This window comes from Stenotrophomonas sp. Marseille-Q4652, from assembly GCF_916618915.1.
GTDB lineage: Bacteria > Pseudomonadota > Gammaproteobacteria > Xanthomonadales > Xanthomonadaceae > Stenotrophomonas.
In genome coordinates, this window is the sequence record NZ_CAKAKE010000001.1 from 667,124 (window position 1) to 686,239 (window position 19,116).

Genomic DNA, 19,116 nt, shown 5'->3' on the forward strand with positions numbered 1-19,116 from the left:
GTCGGCGGCAGCCCGCGCTTTTGCAGGAGCGGCTTCAGCCGCGATGAGGCTTTACCGGGAACGCCACATCGCGGCTGAAGCCGCTCCTGCAACCGCTGATTCATCTCGGGACTGATGTCCCCCACTCCGGCACAGCGGCCACCGCTGCGTCGCCTGCATCGAGGAAATCTCATGATCCGTTCCTTCCTGCTGCGCACCGCCTTGCCGGCGCTGCTGCTTGCCAGCGTCGGCGCCAGCGCCGGCGAGTTCGCCCGCAATCCGCTGCTGGCCGCGCAACCGAAGAACGCGCCGGATGAGGTCAACCTGGCGGTGGAGATTCCCGCCGGTAGCTTCACCAAGTACGAGACCAACGAGGACGGACTGGTGTTCGTCGACCGCTTCCAGTCGATGCCGGTCGCGTATCCGGCCAACTACGGCTCGATGCCGAGCACGCTGGCCGGCGACAACGATCCGCTCGACGCGCTGGTGCTGACCCGCGAGCCGCTGCATCCGGGCGTGCTGATCGCATTCCGTCCGATCGGCGTGCTGCGGATGATCGACAAGGGCGAGCACGACGAGAAGATCATCGGCGTGCCGACCGACAAGGTCGACCCGACCTACGCCAACATCCGCGACCTCAATGATCTGCCGGAGATCGAGCGCCAGCGCATCGAGGCGTTCTTCCGCGTCTACAAGGAACTGCCGGCCGGTCGCAACACGGTCGAGCTGCATGGCTGGGGCGATGCCGCCGAGGCCAGGACCGTCATCGCCGACGCGCTGAAGCGCTTCGCACAGGCGCATCCGAAAGCGCGTTGAGCGCAGGGATGGGCGGCCCTCATCCGCCCTTCGGGCACCTTCTCCCTACAAGGGGACTGCTGTCCCGCAAGCGGGAGAAGGAATGAAGTCCTGCAGCCCGGCAACCAGCAGACCCGCATGAACCATCCCTTCTCCCGCACGCGGGAGAAGGTGCCCGAAGGGCGGATGAGGGGCTGTCCTCGACCACACGCCCCGCAGCAGCTCCTCAGGCCGCGGCGGCCTGCTCGCGCCGGGGGCCTTCGCGCAGGGCGCGGCCGACCATCGACACCAGCAGGTCCAGTTCCTCGTCATCCATCATGAACTGCGGGGTGAAGCGCAGCGAGTTCTCGCCGCCGTGGATGACGTTGATGCCGTGGCGACGCAGCCATTCCTCGGTGGACCCGGCGCCGTAGCACTTGAACTGCGGAGCCAGCTCGCAGGAGAACAGCAGGCCGGTGCCCTGGACCTTGGTGATCAGGCCGCCCAGCTGGTCCTTCAGTGCCTCCAGCTTGCGCACCGCCGCCTGCCCGCGCTCGCGGATGTTGTCGCGCACCTGCGGGGTGAGCTGGGCCAGGGTGGCGCAGGCCACGTCCAGCGCACGCGGGTTGGCGGTCATGGTGTTGCCATAGATGCCCTTGCGGTACAGGCCGGCGGCCTGCTCGCTGACGGCCAGCACCGACAGCGGGAACTGGGCGGCATTGAGCGCCTTGGAGTAGGTTTCCATGTCCGGCGGATCCAGCGATTCAAAGCCCGGGTAGTCGACCACCGACAGCACGCCGTGCACGCGCAGGCCGGCCTGGATCGAGTCGACCAACAGCAGGCTGCCGTGGGCGCGGGTGAGTTCTCGGGCCACCGCGTAGAACGCAGGCGGCAGCGCCCGGCCGGGGTCGCCTTCGCCCATCACCGGCTCCAGGAACACCGCCTCGATGAACCAGCCATTGGCCTCGGCGTCGGCGAACGCGCGCTTGAGCGCGTCGGCGTCGTACGGGGCGATGGCGATCACCGAATCCTCGCCCCGGTAGCTGGCCAGGTGCTGCTGGTAGGTGCGTCGGGTGGAATCGGAATACAGCGCCGGGCGCTCGGTACGGCCGTGGAAGCTGCCCTTGACCACCACGCGCTTGATCGTGGCACCGGCATGGCGGGCGCCGTCGTCGGTCTGCAGCTTGGCGTTGACGTCGACGATGCGTGCGGCCAGGCCCACCGACTCGGAGCCGGAGTTGAGGCACATGAAATGCGAGAACGGGCAGCCGCCGCGGGTGTGGCCGATCTCCCTGCGCAGTGCGCGCACGAAGCGCTGCTGCGACAGGCTCGGGGTCATGATGTTGGCCATCACCTGCGGGCGCGCCATCGCTTCGAGCACCTCCGCCGGGGTGTGGCCGTAGCCGAGCATGCCGTAGCCGCCGGCGTCGTACAGCACCGCGCCCTTGAGGGTGATCACCCACGGGCCGCGGGCAGCCAGTGCGACGTACGGGGTTACGCAGTCATCGGCGTAGAAGTTGACGAAGCCCGACTGCAGGGTCTGGATCTGCGCGGCCTCGTCCAGGTCCAGCAGTTCGGCGAATTCGCCGGCCACGCGCTGGAACTCATCGGCAGCGGCCTGGATGGCCTCGCGCAGGACCGGGTGGCTGGCCGCCAGGCGCTCCACGGAAGCATCGTCCAACCCTTCGGTCAGGCGGGCGCCGGCGTGGGCGCGCAGGGGGGCGAGGGGGCCGAGTACGGTCATGCTCATCTCCAGAATCGTTGCTGAACCATCCATTATCAGCAGCGAGCTGTCATTTGGCAGAGACGATTTGCGCAGGAAACCGTATTATTTCGTCGGATCGACGACATGATTCCGACGATATGAAGACTTCGCCCTCCGACGAGCAACTGCTTTCGCTGCTGCGCGAGGACGCCCGTGCCTCCACCGCGCAGATTGCGCGGCGGCTCGGGCTGTCCCGCACCACGGTGCAGAGTCGCATCGACCGGCTGGAGCAGCAGGGGGTGATCCGTGGCTACACCGTGCGTACCCACGAGGACTACGAACACGGCGCGATCCGCGCCCACATCATGATCACCGTGCTGCCCAAGAAGATGACCTCGGTGGTGATGGCGCTGCGCGAGATACCCGAGGTGCGCGAGCTGCATTCGGTCAGCGGCGAGTACGACCTGATCGCTCTGGGCGTGGTGCGTGCAGTCAACGACATGGACGTGCTGACCGACGCCATCGGTGCGATCGAGGGGGTGGAACGCACCACGTCCTCGATCATCCTGTCGACCAAGTTCGAGCGCTGAGCGGGGCGCCGGCCGGCGCCGGGCGGCGCCGGGCGGGGCAGGGGCCTACAATACCGGCCCCCCGAATCGATGTGCCGGCCTTGAAGAAGTCCGATTTCCACTACGAACTGCCCGAGGAACTGATCGCGCAGGCCCCCCTGGCCGAGCGTTCGGCCAGCCGCCTGATGGTGGTGCCGCCGGCCCCGGCCGCGTTCTCCGACCGCCACGTGCGTGACCTGCCCGAGCTGCTGCAGCCCGGCGACCTGCTGGTGTTCAACGACACCCGGGTGATCCCGGCGCGGCTGTTCGGGCAGAAGACCTCCGGCGGGCGGGTGGAAATCCTGATCGAGCGGCTGCTGGGTGGCCAGCAGGCGCGGGTGCAGATCGGCGCCAGCAAGTCGCCCAAGCCCGGCGGGGTGATCCTGCTCGACACCGGTGGCCAGGCCGAGGTGCTGGGCCGCGAGGGCGAGTTCTACGTATTGCGCTTCGAGGTCGACGAGCCGCTGGAGAAGTGGTTGGTGCATGCCGGCCGCCTGCCGCTGCCGCCCTACATCCAGCGCGAGCCCGACCAGGCCGACCGCGAGCGCTACCAGACGGTGTTCGCGAAGGAAGTCGGTGCGGTGGCCGCGCCGACGGCCGGCCTGCATTTCGACGAGCCGCTGCTGGCGCGCCTGCGCGAGCGCGGCGTCGAGTTCGGCCACGTGACCCTGCATGTCGGGGCCGGCACCTTCCAGCCGGTGCGCGTGGACGAGCTGTCCCAGCACGTGATGCACCGGGAGTGGATCAACGTCGGGGCCGAGCTGGTGGAGAAGGTGCGGCGCACCCGGGCCAACAGCGGCCGGGTGATCGCGATCGGCACCACCGTGGTGCGGGCGCTGGAAAGCGCGCTGCGCGATGGCGGGCTGCAGCCATTCTCCGGCGAGACGCAGATCTTCATCCTACCCGGTTACCGCATCCGCAGCGTCGATGCGATGGTCACCAACTTCCACCTGCCCGAAAGCACGCTGCTGATGATGATCTCGGCCTTCGCCGGCAAGGAGCGGGTGTTCGAGGCCTACCGCCACGCCATCCACCAGCGCTACCGTTTCTTCAGCTACGGCGACGCGATGCTGCTGTTCCCGCAGCCAGAAGGCTGACTGCACGACCGCCGGGCCAGGTCCGGGGCCAGACGCACGTGCCCCGGACCGGCGTATGCGGGACAATGGCCGACCCTCGTCCAGTTCCTGCCCCATGTCCCGACTGCAATTCCAGCTCCAGACCACCGATGGCCGTGCCCGCCGCGGACGCTTGACCTTCCCGCGCGGGACAGTCGAGACCCCCGCATTCATGCCGGTCGGGACCTATGGCTCGGTCAAGGGCGTGCTGCCGGAGCAGGTCCGGGCACTGGGCGCGGAGATCATCCTCGGCAATACCTTCCACCTGTGGCTGCGGCCCGGGCTGGACGTGATCGCCGACCACGGCGGCCTGCATGGCTTCTGCAAGTGGGACGGGCCGATCCTGACCGACTCCGGCGGTTTCCAGGTGTTCTCGCTGGCCCACCGCCGCAAGATCACCGAGGCCGGCGTGAACTTCGCCGCGCCCACCGACGGTGCCCGGGTGTTCCTGAGTCCCGAGGTCAGCATGCAGATCCAGAAGGTGCTGGACTCGGACATCGTGATGATCTTCGACGAGTGCACCCCGTACCCGGCCACCGAGCAGGTGGCGCGGACCTCGATGGAGCTGAGCCTGCGCTGGGCCCAGCGCAGCCGCAACGCGCACGACGAGCTCGGCAATGATGCCGCCCTGTTCGGCATCGTGCAGGGCGGGGTGCACACCGACCTGCGCAGCCGCTCGGCCGAGGCGCTGCAGAAAATCGGCTTCGACGGCTATGCCATCGGCGGCCTGGCGGTCGGCGAGCCCGAGCACGAGCGCAACGCCATGCTCGACCACCTCAACCCGCTGCTGCCCGCCGACCGTCCGCGCTACCTGATGGGCGTCGGTCGTCCGGAAGACCTGGTCGAGGGCGTGGCCCGCGGCGTGGACATGTTCGACTGCGTCATGCCTACCCGCAACGCGCGCAACGGCCACTATTTCACCTCGTTCGGCACGGTGCGCATCCGCAATGCCAGGTACGAGCGCGACATGGACCCGATCGAGCCCGGTTGTGGCTGCCACGCCTGCACCAGCGGCTACAGCCGTTCCTACCTGCGCCACCTGGACCGCTGCAACGAGATGCTGGCGCCGATGCTGGGCACCCTGCACAACCTGTTCTATTACGAGAAGTTGATGGCCGACATGCGCGCGGCCATCGCCGCGGGAACCTTTGCGGCCTTCCGCGAGTCCTTCTACGCGGCCCGCGGGGTGGCCGCCCCGGAACTGCCCGGTCAGTAAGGCCCGTCTTGGCGCCGGGGACGAGTTTCCGGCGCCGTGGCATACTTCACGGCTGATTACCGTTTCGCGCCTGCCGCACCGGAACCTCCCGGGCGGTGGATGCCCAACCAAGGACACATGATGAATCCGATCGCCTTCCTGCTTCCCGTGGCCCAGGCCACTTCCGCGCCCATGGGAATGAGCACCCTGCTGTTCCCGGTCATCCTGATCGCGATCATGTATTTCATGATGATCCGCCCGCAGATGAAGCGACAGAAGGAACACAAGGCGATGCTGGAAAAGATCGCCCGTGGTGACGAAGTGCTGACCTCCGGTGGCATCGCCGGCGTCGTCACCGAGATCGGCGACAACTTCGTCACCATCGAAGTGGCCGACAACGTGCGCATCCGCGTGCAGAAGGGCGCCATCGGCAACGTGCTGCCCAAGGGCACGCTGAAGTCCGCCTGATCGAATCCTCCGACAGCCACACGCGGTGCCGTCGCAGGCGCCGCGCAGGATCCTGCAATGCTCGAATTTCCCCGCTGGAAGTACTTCCTCATCCTGATCATCCTGGCGGTCAGCGCGCTGTATGCGTTGCCCAACATCTACCAGAAGGATCCGTCCGTGCAGATCACCGCCAACCGTGGCGGCCAGCTGGACGACGCATTGCGTGACCGCATCGCCGCGGACCTGGCCAAGGCCGGGATCCAGCCGCTGTCGGTGGCACAGGAAGGTGAGAGCCTGATGGTGCGACTGCCCAGCCTGCAGGCGCAGACTGCGGCCAACGACCTGCTGCGCAGCAGCCTGGGCGAGAACTACACCGTTGCATTGAACCTGGCGTCCACCGTGCCGGACTGGCTGAGCAACCTCGGCGCCAAGCCGATGGTACTGGGCCTGGACCTGCAGGGCGGCGTGCACTTCGTGCTGCAGGTCGACCAGAAGGCCGCGCTGGAAAAGCGCCTGGACGGTTACGCCGAAGACATCCGCAGCAGCCTGCGTGATGCACGCATCCCGTACCAGTCGGTCGAACGCCGCAGCGACAACGGCATCGTCGCCACCCTGAGCCCTTCGGCCGGTGCCGATGCCCCGGCCAAGGCCGCGGAGGTGCTGGCCAAGGCGCAGCCGCTGCTGGGCTACCAGGCCAGCGGTAACCGCGTGCTGGTGACGGTTCCCGAAGCCGAGCTGGCGCAGATCGCCGCCGGTGCCATCGAGCAGAACATCGCCACCCTGCGCAACCGCGTCAACGAGCTGGGCGTGGCCGAGCCGATCATCCAGCGCCAGGGCGAGGACCGCGTGGTCGTGCAGCTGCCCGGCGTGCAGGACACCGCCGAAGCCAAGCGCATGATCGGCGCCACCGCCACCCTGGAATACCGTGCGGTGGTCGACGGCAATGCCCAGGACGCCGTGGACACCGGCCGCATCCCGCCGGAAGCCAAGGTCTACTACCGCCGCGATGGCCGTCCGGAACTGCTGAACAAGCGCGTGATCGTCACCGGTGACCAGATGGTCGCCGCCTCGGTCAGCACCGACCAGAACGGCATGCCGGCAGTGAGCGTGACGCTCAATAACGTTGGCGGCCAGCGCATGTTCGACTTCACCAGCGCCAACGTGAACAAGCCGATGGCCGTGGTCTACACCGAGCGCGTGCCGCAGGTGAGCGTGGTCGATGGCAAGGAAGTGCGCAGCTTCCGGGTCAAGGAGGAAATCATCTCCGTGGCCAACATCAATGGCGTGTTCGGCAAGAACTTCCAGACCACCGGCCTGGAGAAGACCGAAGCTGACAACCTGGCCAAGCTGCTGCGCGCCGGTTCGCTGGCCGCACCGATGGACTTCATCGAGGAGCGCATCGTCGGCCCGTCGCTGGGTGCCGAGAACGTGGCCCGCGGCGTCACCGCCGTGCTGTATGCCTTCCTGTTCACCCTGGTGTTCTTCACCGTCTACTACCGCATGTTCGGCGTGCTGACCTCGCTGGCGCTGCTGTTCAACCTGCTGATCGTGGTGGCGGTAATGTCGCTGTTCGGCGCGACAATGACCCTGCCGGGCTTCGCCGGCCTGGCGCTGTCCATCGGCCTGTCGGTGGACGCCAACGTGCTGATCAACGAGCGCATCCGCGAGGAACTGCGCGCCGGCATGCCGCCCAAGGCCGCCATTGCCGCCGGTTACGAGAAGGCCTCGGGCACCATCTTCGACGCCAACCTCACCGGCATCCTCGCGGGCGTGGCCCTGTATGCCTTCGGTACCGGCCCGCTGAAGGGCTTCGCCGTGACCATGATCGTCGGCATCTTCGCCTCGATGTTCACCGCGATCACCGTTTCCCGTGCGCTGGCCGTGCTGCTGTACAGCCGCCGCAAGAAACTCAAGTCCCTGGCCATCTGACGGGAAGAAGAGCGAAACCATGAAACTGTTCCCGTTGCACCTGATCCCGAACGACACCAAGTTCGACTTCATGCGCACCCGCTGGGTCGCGGTCACCATTGCCGCGATCATGTTCGTGGCCTCCATCGGCCTGATCGTCGGCAAGGGCTTCAACTACGCGCTGGACTTCACCGGCGGTACCGTGGTCGAAGTGCGCTTCGAGAAGCCGGCCGACGTGGATGCCGTGCGTGACCACCTCGAAGGCGCCGGCTATGCCGGCGCCCAGGTCCAGAACTTCGGCAGCGGCAGCGACCTGCTGATCCGCCTGCAGCCGCAGGAGCTGGGCGAAGGCGAGGATGCCGGCGAAGCCAACACGCGTACCGCGCAGGCCGTGCTGCAGGCGATCTCGCTGGCTGACAACAAGGCCACGGTGATGAGCAGCGAGTTCGTCGGCCCGCAGGTGGGTCGCGAGCTGGCGATGAACGGCGTGTACGCGGCGCTGTTCGTGATCGTGGGCTTCCTGATCTACATCGGCTTCCGCTTCGAGCTGAAGTTCGCGATCGTGGCCACCCTCACCACCCTGTTCGACGTGCTGGTGACGGCAGCGTTCTTTGCGGCGACCGGGCGCGAGTTCGACCTCACCGTGCTGGCCGGCCTGCTGGCGGTGATGGGCTTCTCGATCAACGACACCATCGTGGTGTTCGACCGTGTCCGCGAGAACTTCCGCTCGCTGCGCGCCGAGCCGATGGAGATCATGAACCGCTCGATCAACCAGACCCTGTCGCGCACCATCATCACCTCGCTGGTGTTCTTCCTGTCGGTGTTTGCCCTGTACCTATACGGTGGCGGCTCGCTGGAAAGCCTGGCCCTGAGCCAGATGATCGGCGCGGTGGTCGCCACGCTGTCCTCGATCTTCATTGCCTGTCCGCTGCTGACCATGGGCGCGCTGAAGGTCACCAAGGCCGACCTGCTGCCCAAGGCCAAGGACGTCGAGGAGCTTGCGCGCCGTCCGTGACGGATCGCGTTACCTGTTGTTCCTGGAAGCCGCGCCCAGCGCGGCTTTCTTTTTGCGTGCGGGAAAGTGCAGCCGGCCCCGCGCCACCATGCGCTGGCGTCGGTTGTCCAAATGGAGTGCGGGCACTACGATCCACCGGCTCGGCCGCTGTGTCGCAACTGCCGCATCACCAACGGCGATGACCGTGCAGTCGTCGCAGGCAGCAACAGCGCCGTCCACCTACTTTCCAGTTCGAGGTACCCATGGTCATCAAACCGCGTGTGCGCGGCTTCATCTGCGTCACCACCCATCCGGTTGGCTGCGATGCCGCCGTCAAGGAGCAGATCGACTACATCAAGGCCAAGTCGAAGATTGCCAATGGCCCGAAGAAGGTCCTGGTGCTGGGTGCCTCGACCGGTTACGGCCTGGCCGCGCGCATCACCGCCGCCTTCGGCAGCGATGCGGCGACCCTGGGCGTGTTCTTCGAGCGTCCCGGCACCGCGAGCAAGCCGGGTACCGCCGGCTGGTACAACTCGGCGGCCTTCCACAAATACGCCGCCGAAGCCGGCCTGTACGCGCGCAGCGTCAATGGCGATGCGTTCTCCGACGAGGTGAAGCAGAAGGTCATCGAGATCATCAAGGCCGACCTCGGGCAGGTCGACCAGGTGGTCTATTCGCTGGCAGCGCCGCGCCGCAAGCATCCCAAGACCGGCGAGGTCATCAGCTCCACGCTCAAGCCGATCGGCGCGCCGGTGACCCTTCGCGGCCTGGATACCGACAAGGAAGTGCTGACCGAGACCACGCTGCAGCCGGCCACGCCCGAGGAGATCGCCGGTACCGTCGCGGTGATGGGCGGCGAGGACTGGCAGATGTGGATCGACGCACTGCTGGAAGCCGGCGTGCTGGCTCCGGGCGCGACCACCACGGCCTTCACCTATGTCGGTGAGGAGATCACCCAGGCCATCTACTGGAACGGTTCCATCGGTGCGGCCAAGAAGGACCTGGACCAGAAGGTGCTGGGCATCCGCGAAAAGCTGGCGGCCATTGGCGGCGATGCACGCGTGTCGGTGCTCAAGGCGGTGGTGACCCAGGCCAGCTCGGCGATCCCGACGATGCCGCTGTACCTGTCGCTGCTGTTCAAGGTGATGAAGGAGCAGGGCACGCACGAGGGCTGCATCGAGCAGCTCGATACCCTGTACGACATCCTCTACAACGGCCCGCAGGGCGGCAGCAACGCAGCCGACCACCTGCGCCGCGAGCTGTCCTTCGACGGACGCAACGTGGCGCTGGTCGACGAAGAGGGCCGCCTGCGTGCCGACTACAAGGAAATGGCGCCGGAAGTGCAGGGCAAGGTGGTCGAACTGTGGCCGCAGGTGACCAACGAAAACCTGTACCAGGTCACCGACCTGGCCGGTTACAAGGCCGACTTCCTGCGCCTGTTCGGCTTCGGCATCGACGGCGTGGACTACGACGCCGACGTGAACCCGGACGTGGCCATTCCCAACCTCGACGAGGTCAGAGCCACGCCCACGGGGCATTGAAAAAGGCCGCGCAGTGCGCGGCCTTTTTCGTGGGCGCGGCTTCGATCAGGAGAAGTCGAAGTTCAGTTCCGGCCCGGCCTGGCCGACGAACTCGCCCTGCACGTAGTCCACGCCCGCGGTAAACAGCAGGCTCATCGAGGTCGGATCGGAGACGAACTCGGCCACGGTGCGGATGCTGGCCTCCTGCGCCCGAGCAGTGATCTCCCGGATCTTTTCCTGGTGTTCCTTGGTGCGGTTGAGATCGCAGGTGAAGTCGCGATCCAGCTTGAGGAAGCTGGGGTTGAAGTGGGCGAGCAGCTGGAACGAGTCCAGGCCCGAACCGAACTGCTCCAGTCCGACCTTGCAGCCCAGCGCGGTCATGTCGGCCAGGAACTGCTGGGCATTGCGCAGGTGGGTGAACACCTTGGCCTCCGGTGTCTGCAGCCACAGCCGCTCACCCGGGATGCCCTGGGCCTGCAGGCCGTCACGCACCCGCTCCACCAGCTTGGGATCGGTGAAGGACTCCGGCGTCACCTTGACCATCAGGTGGGTGGAGTGGCCATCGCGGTGGCGCTCGCCGATCACGCGGATCGCCTCGTTCACCACCCAGCAGTTGATGTCGCCCAGCAGGCCGTGGTCGGCGGCGATGTCCAGGAAGGCGGTCGGGCTGACCAGCTCGCCATTGTTCTGCAGGCGCAACAAGACCTCGTAGAGCTCGATCGGCTCGCCCTGCAGGTTCAGCGCCGGCTGGAAGTGCAGCTGGAAGCCGTCGCCGGCCAGCGCCTCGCGGATGCGGGCCACCCAGCGCTGGACACGTTCTTCCTCGGCGCGATCGACTGCACCCGGGTCGAAGATGCGGGAGGCATTGCCGCCAAGCTGGGTCACGGCCTGGGCGCATTCGTTGGCACGGGCCAGGATCTGGCCGACGCTCGCGATCTTCTCGCCGACCTGCACACCGCCGACGCTGACCGTCACCGTGGCCGAGCGTTCGCCGATGGCGAAGACGCGCGCGGCGAAGGCTTCGCGGATCTGCTCGGCCAGCGCGGCGGTGGAGGCGTAGGGGCCTTCCATCAGCACCGCGAAGCTGTGTTCGCCGAAGCGGGCGATCTGCGGCCCGTCACCGAGCGTGGTGGCCAGGTGCTGGCCCAATGCAGCGATCAGTGCATCGGCCGAATCCAGGCCGATATCCGGCAACAGGCGTGCGTAGTGGTCCGGTTCGATCAGCAGGAAGCCGTACTGGCCCTCGCTGCGGCTGACCTGGGCCACCGCGTTCTCCAGCTGCACCATGAAGGTGGGGCGGTTGAGCAGGCCGGTGACCTGGTCGCGCTGGCGCAGGTCCTCCACCTCGCGGGCCAGCTCCGGATCGAACTCGTCGCGGCGGCGGAACACCACCTGCAGGCAGGATTCGCCCTCGTAGGTGGCGGCGGTGAATTCCATCGTCGCCGGGAAGGTCTCGCCGTCCTGGTTGCGCGCGTCCACCCGGTACTGCGGCGGCGGTGCCTCGCCCTTGCTCAGCGACTTCAGCAGTTGCTTGAAGTCCTCCACGTACTGCGGGGCGACCATGTCCAGTAGGGAGATGCCTTCCACGTCGTCGAACGACTCGTACCCGAACATCTCCAGGTAGGACTCGTTGGCGCGGATGTGCATGCCCTCGTGGATGTAGGCGATCGGGTCGCGCGAGGAGGAGATCAGCGCATCGCAGCGGCGCTCGGTCTCGCGCATCTGCGCCTCGATCCGGCGCAGGCCGCGGCGCGCCTGCAGGTCGGTCCACTCGTTGCGGACCACCGACAGCAGGTGCTCGGGACGCTGGCGCAGGGCGATGGCGCGGATGCCGTTGGCGACCGACTCGACCAGCTCGTCCTCGTCGATGCGGTCGGCCAGCAGGATCACCGGCACGTCCTTGCCGCTGGCCGCCACGTGCTGGGCCACCTGTAGCGGCGGGATGGTCTGTGACGGAGCCGCCAGCACCAGGTCGATCGGCTGGCTGCCCAGCACCTGGGACAGTTCAGCCTGGTCCTGGGGACGCGCCGGCCGCACCGCGATGCCACTGTTGCGCAGGGTGCTGACGATGGCTTCGGCGTTCTCGCTGCTGTCGTCGACAATCAGCAGGCGGATGGTGATGTCGTTGCCGTTCTGCATTCGGGCCTCTCTTGGACGGTCCTTAATACATGATGCCCGCGGTGCCGTCCATGAGCCCAACGGTGGTGGGAAACAGGGATGCGTGGTGGATCACGCAGCATTGCCGGCGGCATGCCCGGACGCCCACGCCCACTGGAAGTTGTAGCCGCCCAGCCAGCCGGTGACGTCCAGCACCTCGCCGACGAAATACAGGCCCGGGACCAGCTGCGATTCCATCGTGCTGGAGGAAACCTTGCGGGTGTCCACGCCGCCCAGGGTGACCTCGGCGGTGCGGTAGCCCTCGGTGCCGCTGGCCACCAGCGGGAAGTCGGACAGCAAGGCAGCTGCTTCGCGCACCTGGCGCTCGTCGAGCTGGCGCACCGGTCTGTCGGGCAGCCAGTGTTCGCACAGGCGCTGGGCCAGCCGCTTGGGCATGACCTCGGCCAGCACCGTGCGCAGCTCGGAGGCGCCGCGGTCGCGCTTCATCCCGCGCAGCCACTGCTCGGCATCCAGCCCAGGCAGCAGGTCCAGGCGCAGGTCGTCGTCGGGCTGCCAGTAGGAAGAGATCTGCAGGATCGCCGGGCCGCTTACGCCGCGATGGGTCACCAGCATCGAGTTGGCGAAGCTGGCGCGGTTGCAGCGTGCTTCCACCGGCAGGGCCACGCCGCTGAGGTCGGCCCACCGCTCCTGGTGCTTGCCGCTGAGGGTCAGCGGCACCAGGCCGGCGCGCGTGGGCAGGATCTCATGGCCGAACTGTCGGGCCACTTCGTAGCCGTAGCCGGTGGCACCCAGGCTGGGGATCGACAGCCCGCCGGTAGCCACCACCAGAGAGGCGGCATGGAAATGCCCGCCCGAGGTGTGCACATGGAAGCCGTCGGCGCCGCGTTCGATCCGCTCCACGCTGCAGTGGGTGCGCACCTGCGCCCCGGCGGCCTGGCATTCGTCCATCAGCATCCTGACGATCAGCTTGGACGAGACATCGCAGAACAGCTGGCCCAGCTCCTTCTCGTGGTAGGCGATGCGGTGCTGCTCGACCATTTCGATGAAATGCGCCGGGGTGTACCGGGCCAGCGCGGACTTGCAGAAGTGCGGGTTGGCCGACAGGAAGTTGGCCGGAGTGGTGCCGGTATTGGTGAAATTGCAGCGGCCGCCGCCGGACATCAGGATCTTCTTGCCAACCTTGTTGGCATGGTCGATCACCTGCACGATGCGGCCGCGGCGGCCTGCGGTAAGCGCACACATCAGCCCGGCAGCGCCGGCACCGATCACCAGCACGTCGCAACGGATCGTCGACCCGGTCACGGCTTACTCCGCGATGCGCTTGCGCCAGCCAAGCACCAGCTCCATCTGCAGGTTGTCGTTGAGCAGCTGGATCTCGCCGTCCTGGATCAGCACGCTGAAGCGCATCATCCGCTGGATCTGCTGGCCCCAGCGCTCGACGAAATCAGCATCGATATCGACCACGGACAGGTTGTCGTGGCGCTGCATGTGCTTGCCCTGCTTCTGCCACCAGATGTCCGAGGCGTTGCCGCCGTAGTTGACCACCTGCACGCGCTGGCTGCGGTTGCAGGCCTTGCGGATCCGCGATTCGTCGGGGTGGCCGAGGTCGATCCACTGCACGATGTCGCCGGTGTAGTCGTGTTCCCACAGGTCCGGCTCTTCCTCGGTGCTCAGGCCGCGGCCGAACTCCAACCGGTCACCGGCATTGATGCTGAAGGCCAGCAGGCGGACCATCAGCCGCTCGTCGGTTTCGGAGGGATGCTGGGTCAGGGTCAGGGCATGGGTGGCGTAGTAGCCGCGGTCCATGTCGCTGATCTGCAGCTCGGCCTTGCGGATGGTGGCGGTGAGTGCCATGGGAAAACCGGGGAAAAGGGCGCCCATGATACGCGTGTGCCGTCCCGGGCTCCCTGCTGGGGCAGGGCTCGACTCAGCTGTTGTGAAGTCGAGGGTGGCACTGGCAGTCCGCCTGACTCCCGCCGACAACCCGTCAGGCCGTTTGCGCAATTGACCGGGCTGGTCGCCAGTGGCAGGGCGTTATGCAGCAGGCATGGGGTCGGTGCTCGTAGGCAACCGGTTGTTTTGTATAGACTTTTGCACGGGCCTGAAGCGCACCCCTGGCCCGGACAGCGAAAGTGTCGCTTTTTTGGCGAAAGCCGCGTATCGTCCGCCCCACTGTGTTTGCTAGGGTCACCGTGAATCGTGGCCTGGTGCAGTTGATCTGACGATCTGCTTCATCGATCCGCTTTACCAACGCCTGCAACTCAGTCTCGGCCCCGATATCCGGTGGCTGCGATTTTTTTTCACTATATGTTCCAGGAGTTAGTAAACATGTCTGATCGTCAGACCGGCACCGTCAAGTGGTTCAACGACGCCAAGGGCTTCGGCTTCATCACCCCGGAAAGCGGCCCGGACCTGTTCGTGCATTTCCGCGCGATCCAGGGCACCGGCTTCAAGTCGCTGCAGGAAGGCCAGAAGGTGACCTTCGTCGCCGTCCAGGGCCAGAAGGGTATGCAGGCTGATCAGGTGCAGGCGGTCTAATTCCGCCCGCCACCGAAAGGTCGCAAGAACGCCGGAAGCGAAAGCTTCCGGCGTTTTCTTTTGTGCGCGGAAAAGCGCCGGCTCGCGGTGGATACCATGCAAGGTCTGACAGTGGAGGGATCCGATAGATGATTACCGTGCATCATCTGGAGCATTCGCGCTCGCACCGCGTGCTTTGGTTGCTGGAGGAGCTGGAGCTGCCGTACCGGCTGGTCACCTACCAGCGCGACCCCAAGGTGCTGCTGGCACCGCCGGAACTGCGCCGCGTGCATCCGCTGGGCAAGTCGCCGGTACTCGAGGACGACGGGCGGGTGCTGGCCGAGTCCGGGGCGATCCTGGAGTACCTGGTCGAGCGTTATGACACCCAGCACCGGTTTGCCCCGCCGTCAGCCCCGGTCGATGGCGAGGAGCGCATGCGTTACCGCTACTGGATGCACTACGCCGAAGGCTCGGCGATGCCGCCGCTGCTGATGACGCTGGTGTTCTCGCGGATCCGCCAGGCGAAGATGCCGTTCTTAGCGCGCCCGGTTGCCCGCTCCATCGTCGACAAGGTGATGAAGGGCTTCGTCGGTCCGCAGCTGCGTGGCCATCTGGACTGGATGGAGGCCGAACTGGGCAAGCGGCCCTGGTTCGCCGGCGAGCGCTTTACCGCCGCCGACATCCAGATGAGTTACCCGGTGCAGGCGGCCGCGGTCCGTTACGCCGGCCTCGAGCAGTACCCGAACCTGCGCGGCTTCCTGCAGCGCATCGGCGAGCGGCCGGCCTTCCAGCGCGCCGTGCAGAAGGGCGGCGAGCCCATGCTGCCGTCGGGCCGCAAGCCGCCCGGCACCGCGTGATTAAGTGCAGGGGGCCTATCCTGTGGCAATGACTGAACTGCACTTCGACAACCGCTTCGTCCGTGAACTGCCGGGCGACCCGGAATCGGGCCCGCGCCGGCGGGAAGTACGCGATGCACTGTGGTCGGCCGTCGAGCCGACGCCGGTGACCGCACCGACCCTGCTGGCACATTCGCCCGAGGTCGCGGCCCTGCTGGGCCTGGATGCGGCTACGGTGGCGTCGGAAGGATTTGCCCGGGTGTTCGGCGGCAATGCCCTGTATCCGGGCATGCAGCCATGGGCCGCCAATTACGGCGGCCACCAGTTCGGCAACTGGGCCGGGCAGCTGGGTGATGGCCGCGCGATCTCGCTGGGCGAGCTGCTGGCTCCCGATGGCCGGCGCTGGGAACTGCAGCTCAAGGGCGCCGGGCCCACGCCGTACTCGCGCGGCGCCGATGGTCGCGCCGTGCTGCGCTCGTCGATCCGCGAGTTCCTGTGCAGCGAGGCCATGCATCACCTGGGCGTGCCGACCACGCGCGCCCTGAGCCTGGTCGGCACTGGCGAGGCGGTGGTGCGCGACATGTTCTATGACGGCCATCCACGACCCGAGCCGGGGGCGGTCGTGTGCCGGGTAGCCCCGTCCTTCATCCGTTTCGGCAGCTTCGAGCTTCCGGCATCGCGCGGTGAGCTGGACCTGCTGCGGCAGCTGGCCGACTTCTGCATCCGCCGTGACTTCCCGGAACTGGCGGGGCAGGGCGAGGCGCTGTACGCCGACTGGTTTGCCGAGGTATGCGAGCGCACCGCGGTGATGGTGGCGCACTGGATGCGGGTCGGCTTCGTGCACGGGGTGATGAACACCGACAACATGTCCATCCTCGGCCTGACCATCGACTACGGCCCCTACGGATGGATCGATGACTACGACCCGGACTGGACGCCCAACACCACCGACGCGCAGGGCCGGCGCTATCGCTTTGGCACCCAGCCGCAGGTCGCGTACTGGAACCTGGTGCGGCTTGCGCAGGCGCTCTCAACGCTGTTTGCCGACGTCGCGCCGCTGCAGGCCGGGCTGGAGCGGTTCCAGGACACTTACGCTCGGCAGGAGCGCGGGCACGCGGCGGCCAAGCTGGGCCTGTCCCATTGCGATGACGCCGGCATGGCCCACTTCCGCCGCCTGCAGCAGCTCATGCATCGCGGCGAAATGGACATGACCCTGACCTTCCGCGGGCTGATGGACTTGAACCCGCTGCAGCCGTCGCTGGCCTGCGTGGAGGCGGCGTTCTACACGCCGGCACGCCGCAACGCGGTGGAGCAGGACCTGCTGCAATGGCTCGGTGAACACGCCCGCCTTCTGCAGGCCGAGCCGCTGCCGGCGGCCGGGCGTCGTGAGCGAATGCGCCTGGCGAACCCGCGCTTTGTGCTGCGCAACTGGCTGGCACAGGAAGCGATCGACCGCGCCGAGCAGGGTGACACCGGCGGGATTGATGAGCTGCTCGAGGTGATGCGCCGCCCCTACGACGAGCAGCCCGGCCGCGGGCATTTCGCCGGCCGGCGCCCGGATTGGGCGCGCGACAGGGCCGGCTGCTCGATGTTGTCCTGCAGTTCCTGAGCCGGCTTGGCTGCCCCTGTCTTCTTCTTGCGGATCCCAACAGCATTCATGACTACACCTTCTGCTCCCGCCCACATCCTTTCCGCGTCGCCTGCCTGGGCGTCCCGCATCCGCGACGTGCCCGACTTCCCCAGGCCCGGCATCCTGTTCAAGGACATCATGCCGCTGCTGGCCAACGCGGCCGACTTCGCCGCTGCGGTCCAGGCCATGGCCCAGCCGTGGCGCGATGCGCGGTTGGACGCGGTGATGGGCGTGGAGCCCCGTGGCTTCATTCTCGGTGCGCCGCTGGCACTGCACCTGGGCGTGGGCTTCGTGCCGGTGCGCAAGCCCGGCAAGCTGCCCGGCGCGACGCTGCGCCAACCGTATTCGCTGGAATACGGCGCCGACTGCGTGGAAGTGCATGCCGATGCGCTGCCGCCCGGCGCGCGGGTGCTGATCGTCGATGACGTGCTGGCCACCGGCGGCACCCTGCTGGCCGCGCTGGCGCTGGCGCAGCAGCTGCAGGTCGCGGTGGTCGGTGCGGCGGTTCTGGTGGAGCTGACCGGTATTCCTGGCCGTGAGCGCTGGCCGGCCAACGTGCCGCTGCATTCGACCCTGCGCTATTGACCACGCCGGGCCTCGGCATGGGAGGATCGCGCAGCCCGTTGCCGAGAACCTGATCCGATGCCGAGCCTGAGCCAGCTGCTTTCCTCGTTTGATCCTGCCACCGGGCTGGAGATGCCTGCCTCCTGGCAGCAGGGCCGTACCGCCTATGGCGGCATCAGCACCGCGCTGGCGGTGGCGGCTGCAGGCGCAGCCAGCGAGGCCCCGTTGCCGCCGCTGCGCTCGGCCCAGGTCAGCTTCATTGGTCCGGCCACCGGCCGGCTGGCGTTCCGTCCGCAGTTGCTGCGCGCCGGCTCGTCGGTGGTGACGATGGGGGTGGATGTGCATGCCGGGACCGGGCTCGCGGTGCGGCTGGCGCTGGTGTTCGCGCAGGCCCGCGACAGCAGCGTCACGCACAGCTGCGTCGAGCGTCCGGTCGTTGCCGCGTGGTCGGCGTGCCCGGAATTCGACATGACGCGCGCTCCGTTCGCGCCGGCCTTCACCGGGCACTTCCAGATCCGCCCGGCCGGGGGCGCGATGCCGCTGTCCGGCGCCGAGCATCCGGAGCTGATGATCTGGGTCCGCCACCGCGACGCCGCCGGGGTCGACCCGCTGCTGGCGCTGGTGGCGATGGGGGACGCGTTGCCGCCGGCAGTGTTCACCGCGCTGCGCACGCCGGCGCCGGCCAGTTCGATCAACTGGAGTTTCGATGTGCTCGATCCCGCGCCGCGCGGTGACTGGTTCCTGCTGCGCTCGACCAGCGAGCATGCGCGCGATGGCTATTCGGCGCAGGCGATGCAGGTGTGGGACGAGAACGGCGGGCTGGTGATGCTGGGTCGCCAGAGCGTGGCGGTGTTTGCATGATGCGCGGGCTGGCCCTGGTCGCGCTGGCTTTCACGCTGCTGGGCTGGAGTGCCTGGGCGGTGATCTGCAACGTCTACGAGTTCGCGCCGCGACTGCCGGTGCTGCCCTTGGCGGTGGCGTGGCTGCTGGGACTGGCCGTGGCGTGGCGCGCCCTGCGCACGGGCGCGCCGTGGGTGCGGTCGGCGCGGCTGCTGGCCGCGCTCAATGCCGGTTGGGTCGCTGCCACCCACCAGGGGCTGGAAGCGGCGGCGACGCCGTTGTTCATCGGCATCGCGCTGGTCGTGGTCGGTTCCAGCACGGCAGCCTCGCGCCGGCGCGCGGGCGAGGCTTCGATCGCGCGCTGAG

The 19,116-nt window shown here is 67.4% G+C and carries 18 protein-coding genes; 14 read left to right on the forward strand and 4 right to left on the reverse strand.

Translation table 11 applies throughout. The features are described 5' to 3' along the window. The first annotated feature begins 171 nt into the window (after nt 1–171). Nucleotides 172–795, forward strand: a complete 624-nt coding sequence (locus tag LG380_RS03075) for an inorganic diphosphatase (protein WP_225763559.1) — start codon at nt 172–174, stop codon at nt 793–795. Nucleotides 796–1,000: 205 nt separating this feature from the next. Here LG380_RS03075 and LG380_RS03080 read toward each other — a convergent pair whose 3' ends face one another. Further along, entirely contained in the window at nt 1,001–2,497 is a 1,497-nt protein-coding gene (locus LG380_RS03080) for an aminotransferase class III-fold pyridoxal phosphate-dependent enzyme (protein WP_225766425.1), read from the reverse strand. A gap of 119 nt (nt 2,498–2,616) precedes the next feature. Between LG380_RS03080 and LG380_RS03085 the strand changes: the two genes are divergently transcribed. The 7 genes from LG380_RS03085 (at nt 2,617) to fabV (ending at nt 10,266) form a co-directional block, all read left to right on the forward strand. After that, nucleotides 2,617–3,048 carry an Lrp/AsnC family transcriptional regulator gene (locus LG380_RS03085; protein ID WP_225763560.1) on the forward strand — a complete coding sequence of 144 codons (432 nt, stop codon included), beginning with the start codon at nt 2,617–2,619 and terminating at the stop codon, nt 3,046–3,048. 80 nt (nt 3,049–3,128) lie between these two features. Next, nucleotides 3,129–4,163, forward strand: a complete 1,035-nt coding sequence (gene queA / locus LG380_RS03090) for a tRNA preQ1(34) S-adenosylmethionine ribosyltransferase-isomerase QueA (protein WP_225763561.1) — start codon at nt 3,129–3,131, stop codon at nt 4,161–4,163. A 94-nt stretch (nt 4,164–4,257) separates the two neighbouring features. After that, on the forward strand, nt 4,258–5,397 hold the full coding sequence (gene tgt / locus LG380_RS03095) for a tRNA guanosine(34) transglycosylase Tgt (protein ID WP_225763562.1): 1,140 nt from the start codon (nt 4,258–4,260) through the stop codon (nt 5,395–5,397). A 120-nt stretch (nt 5,398–5,517) separates the two neighbouring features. Beyond that, nucleotides 5,518–5,844: a preprotein translocase subunit YajC gene (yajC, locus tag LG380_RS03100; protein ID WP_225763563.1), complete on the forward strand. Its 327-nt coding sequence runs from the start codon at nt 5,518–5,520 to the stop codon at nt 5,842–5,844. 57 nt (nt 5,845–5,901) lie between these two features. Further along, nucleotides 5,902–7,752, forward strand: a complete 1,851-nt coding sequence (gene secD / locus LG380_RS03105; protein WP_225763564.1) for a protein translocase subunit SecD — start codon at nt 5,902–5,904, stop codon at nt 7,750–7,752. A gap of 19 nt (nt 7,753–7,771) precedes the next feature. Next, nucleotides 7,772–8,746: a protein translocase subunit SecF gene (gene secF / locus LG380_RS03110; protein WP_225763565.1), complete on the forward strand. Its 975-nt coding sequence runs from the start codon at nt 7,772–7,774 to the stop codon at nt 8,744–8,746. A 242-nt stretch (nt 8,747–8,988) separates the two neighbouring features. Then, nucleotides 8,989–10,266 carry an enoyl-ACP reductase FabV gene (gene fabV / locus LG380_RS03115; RefSeq protein ID WP_225763566.1) on the forward strand — a complete coding sequence of 426 codons (1,278 nt, stop codon included), beginning with the start codon at nt 8,989–8,991 and terminating at the stop codon, nt 10,264–10,266. Nucleotides 10,267–10,311: 45 nt separating this feature from the next. Here the strand turns inward: fabV and LG380_RS03120 are convergent, their stop codons facing one another. From LG380_RS03120 to LG380_RS03130, 3 genes are all read right to left on the reverse strand, one after another. After that, complete coding sequence (locus LG380_RS03120; RefSeq protein WP_225763567.1) at nt 10,312–12,384, reverse strand: EAL domain-containing protein; 2,073 nt, start codon at nt 12,382–12,384, stop codon at nt 10,312–10,314. 90 nt (nt 12,385–12,474) lie between these two features. After that, nucleotides 12,475–13,665 (reverse strand): NAD(P)/FAD-dependent oxidoreductase, encoded by a 1,191-nt coding sequence (locus LG380_RS03125; protein WP_225763568.1) that lies wholly within the window; start codon nt 13,663–13,665, stop codon nt 12,475–12,477. A gap of 3 nt (nt 13,666–13,668) precedes the next feature. After that, nucleotides 13,669–14,217, reverse strand: coding sequence for a YaeQ family protein (locus tag LG380_RS03130; protein WP_225763569.1), 549 nt, complete (start codon nt 14,215–14,217; stop codon nt 13,669–13,671). Nucleotides 14,218–14,691: 474 nt separating this feature from the next. On the opposite strand from LG380_RS03130, the gene LG380_RS03135 reads away from it, so the two are divergent. The 6 genes from LG380_RS03135 to LG380_RS03160 all read left to right on the forward strand — a co-directional run bounded on the left by LG380_RS03135 (nt 14,692) and on the right by LG380_RS03160 (nt 19,115). Next, entirely contained in the window at nt 14,692–14,901 is a 210-nt protein-coding gene (locus tag LG380_RS03135; RefSeq protein WP_039005002.1) for a cold-shock protein, read from the forward strand. Nucleotides 14,902–15,029: 128 nt separating this feature from the next. Further along, nucleotides 15,030–15,737 (forward strand): glutathione S-transferase, encoded by a 708-nt coding sequence (locus LG380_RS03140; protein ID WP_225763570.1) that lies wholly within the window; start codon nt 15,030–15,032, stop codon nt 15,735–15,737. Nucleotides 15,738–15,765: 28 nt separating this feature from the next. Then, a complete protein-coding gene (locus tag LG380_RS03145) occupies nt 15,766–17,325 on the forward strand; it encodes a YdiU family protein (protein ID WP_225763571.1) in 1,560 nt (519 codons plus the stop codon). Between the two features lie 48 nt (nt 17,326–17,373). Further along, a complete protein-coding gene (locus LG380_RS03150) occupies nt 17,374–17,931 on the forward strand; it encodes an adenine phosphoribosyltransferase (protein ID WP_225763572.1) in 558 nt (185 codons plus the stop codon). Nucleotides 17,932–17,988: 57 nt separating this feature from the next. After that, nucleotides 17,989–18,771 carry a thioesterase family protein gene (locus LG380_RS03155; RefSeq protein WP_225763573.1) on the forward strand — a complete coding sequence of 261 codons (783 nt, stop codon included), beginning with the start codon at nt 17,989–17,991 and terminating at the stop codon, nt 18,769–18,771. Continuing rightward, entirely contained in the window at nt 18,768–19,115 is a 348-nt protein-coding gene (locus LG380_RS03160) for a hypothetical protein (RefSeq protein ID WP_225763574.1), read from the forward strand. Before LG380_RS03155 ends, LG380_RS03160 begins: the two co-directional genes overlap by 4 nt. Nucleotide 19,116 lies beyond the last annotated feature (1 nt).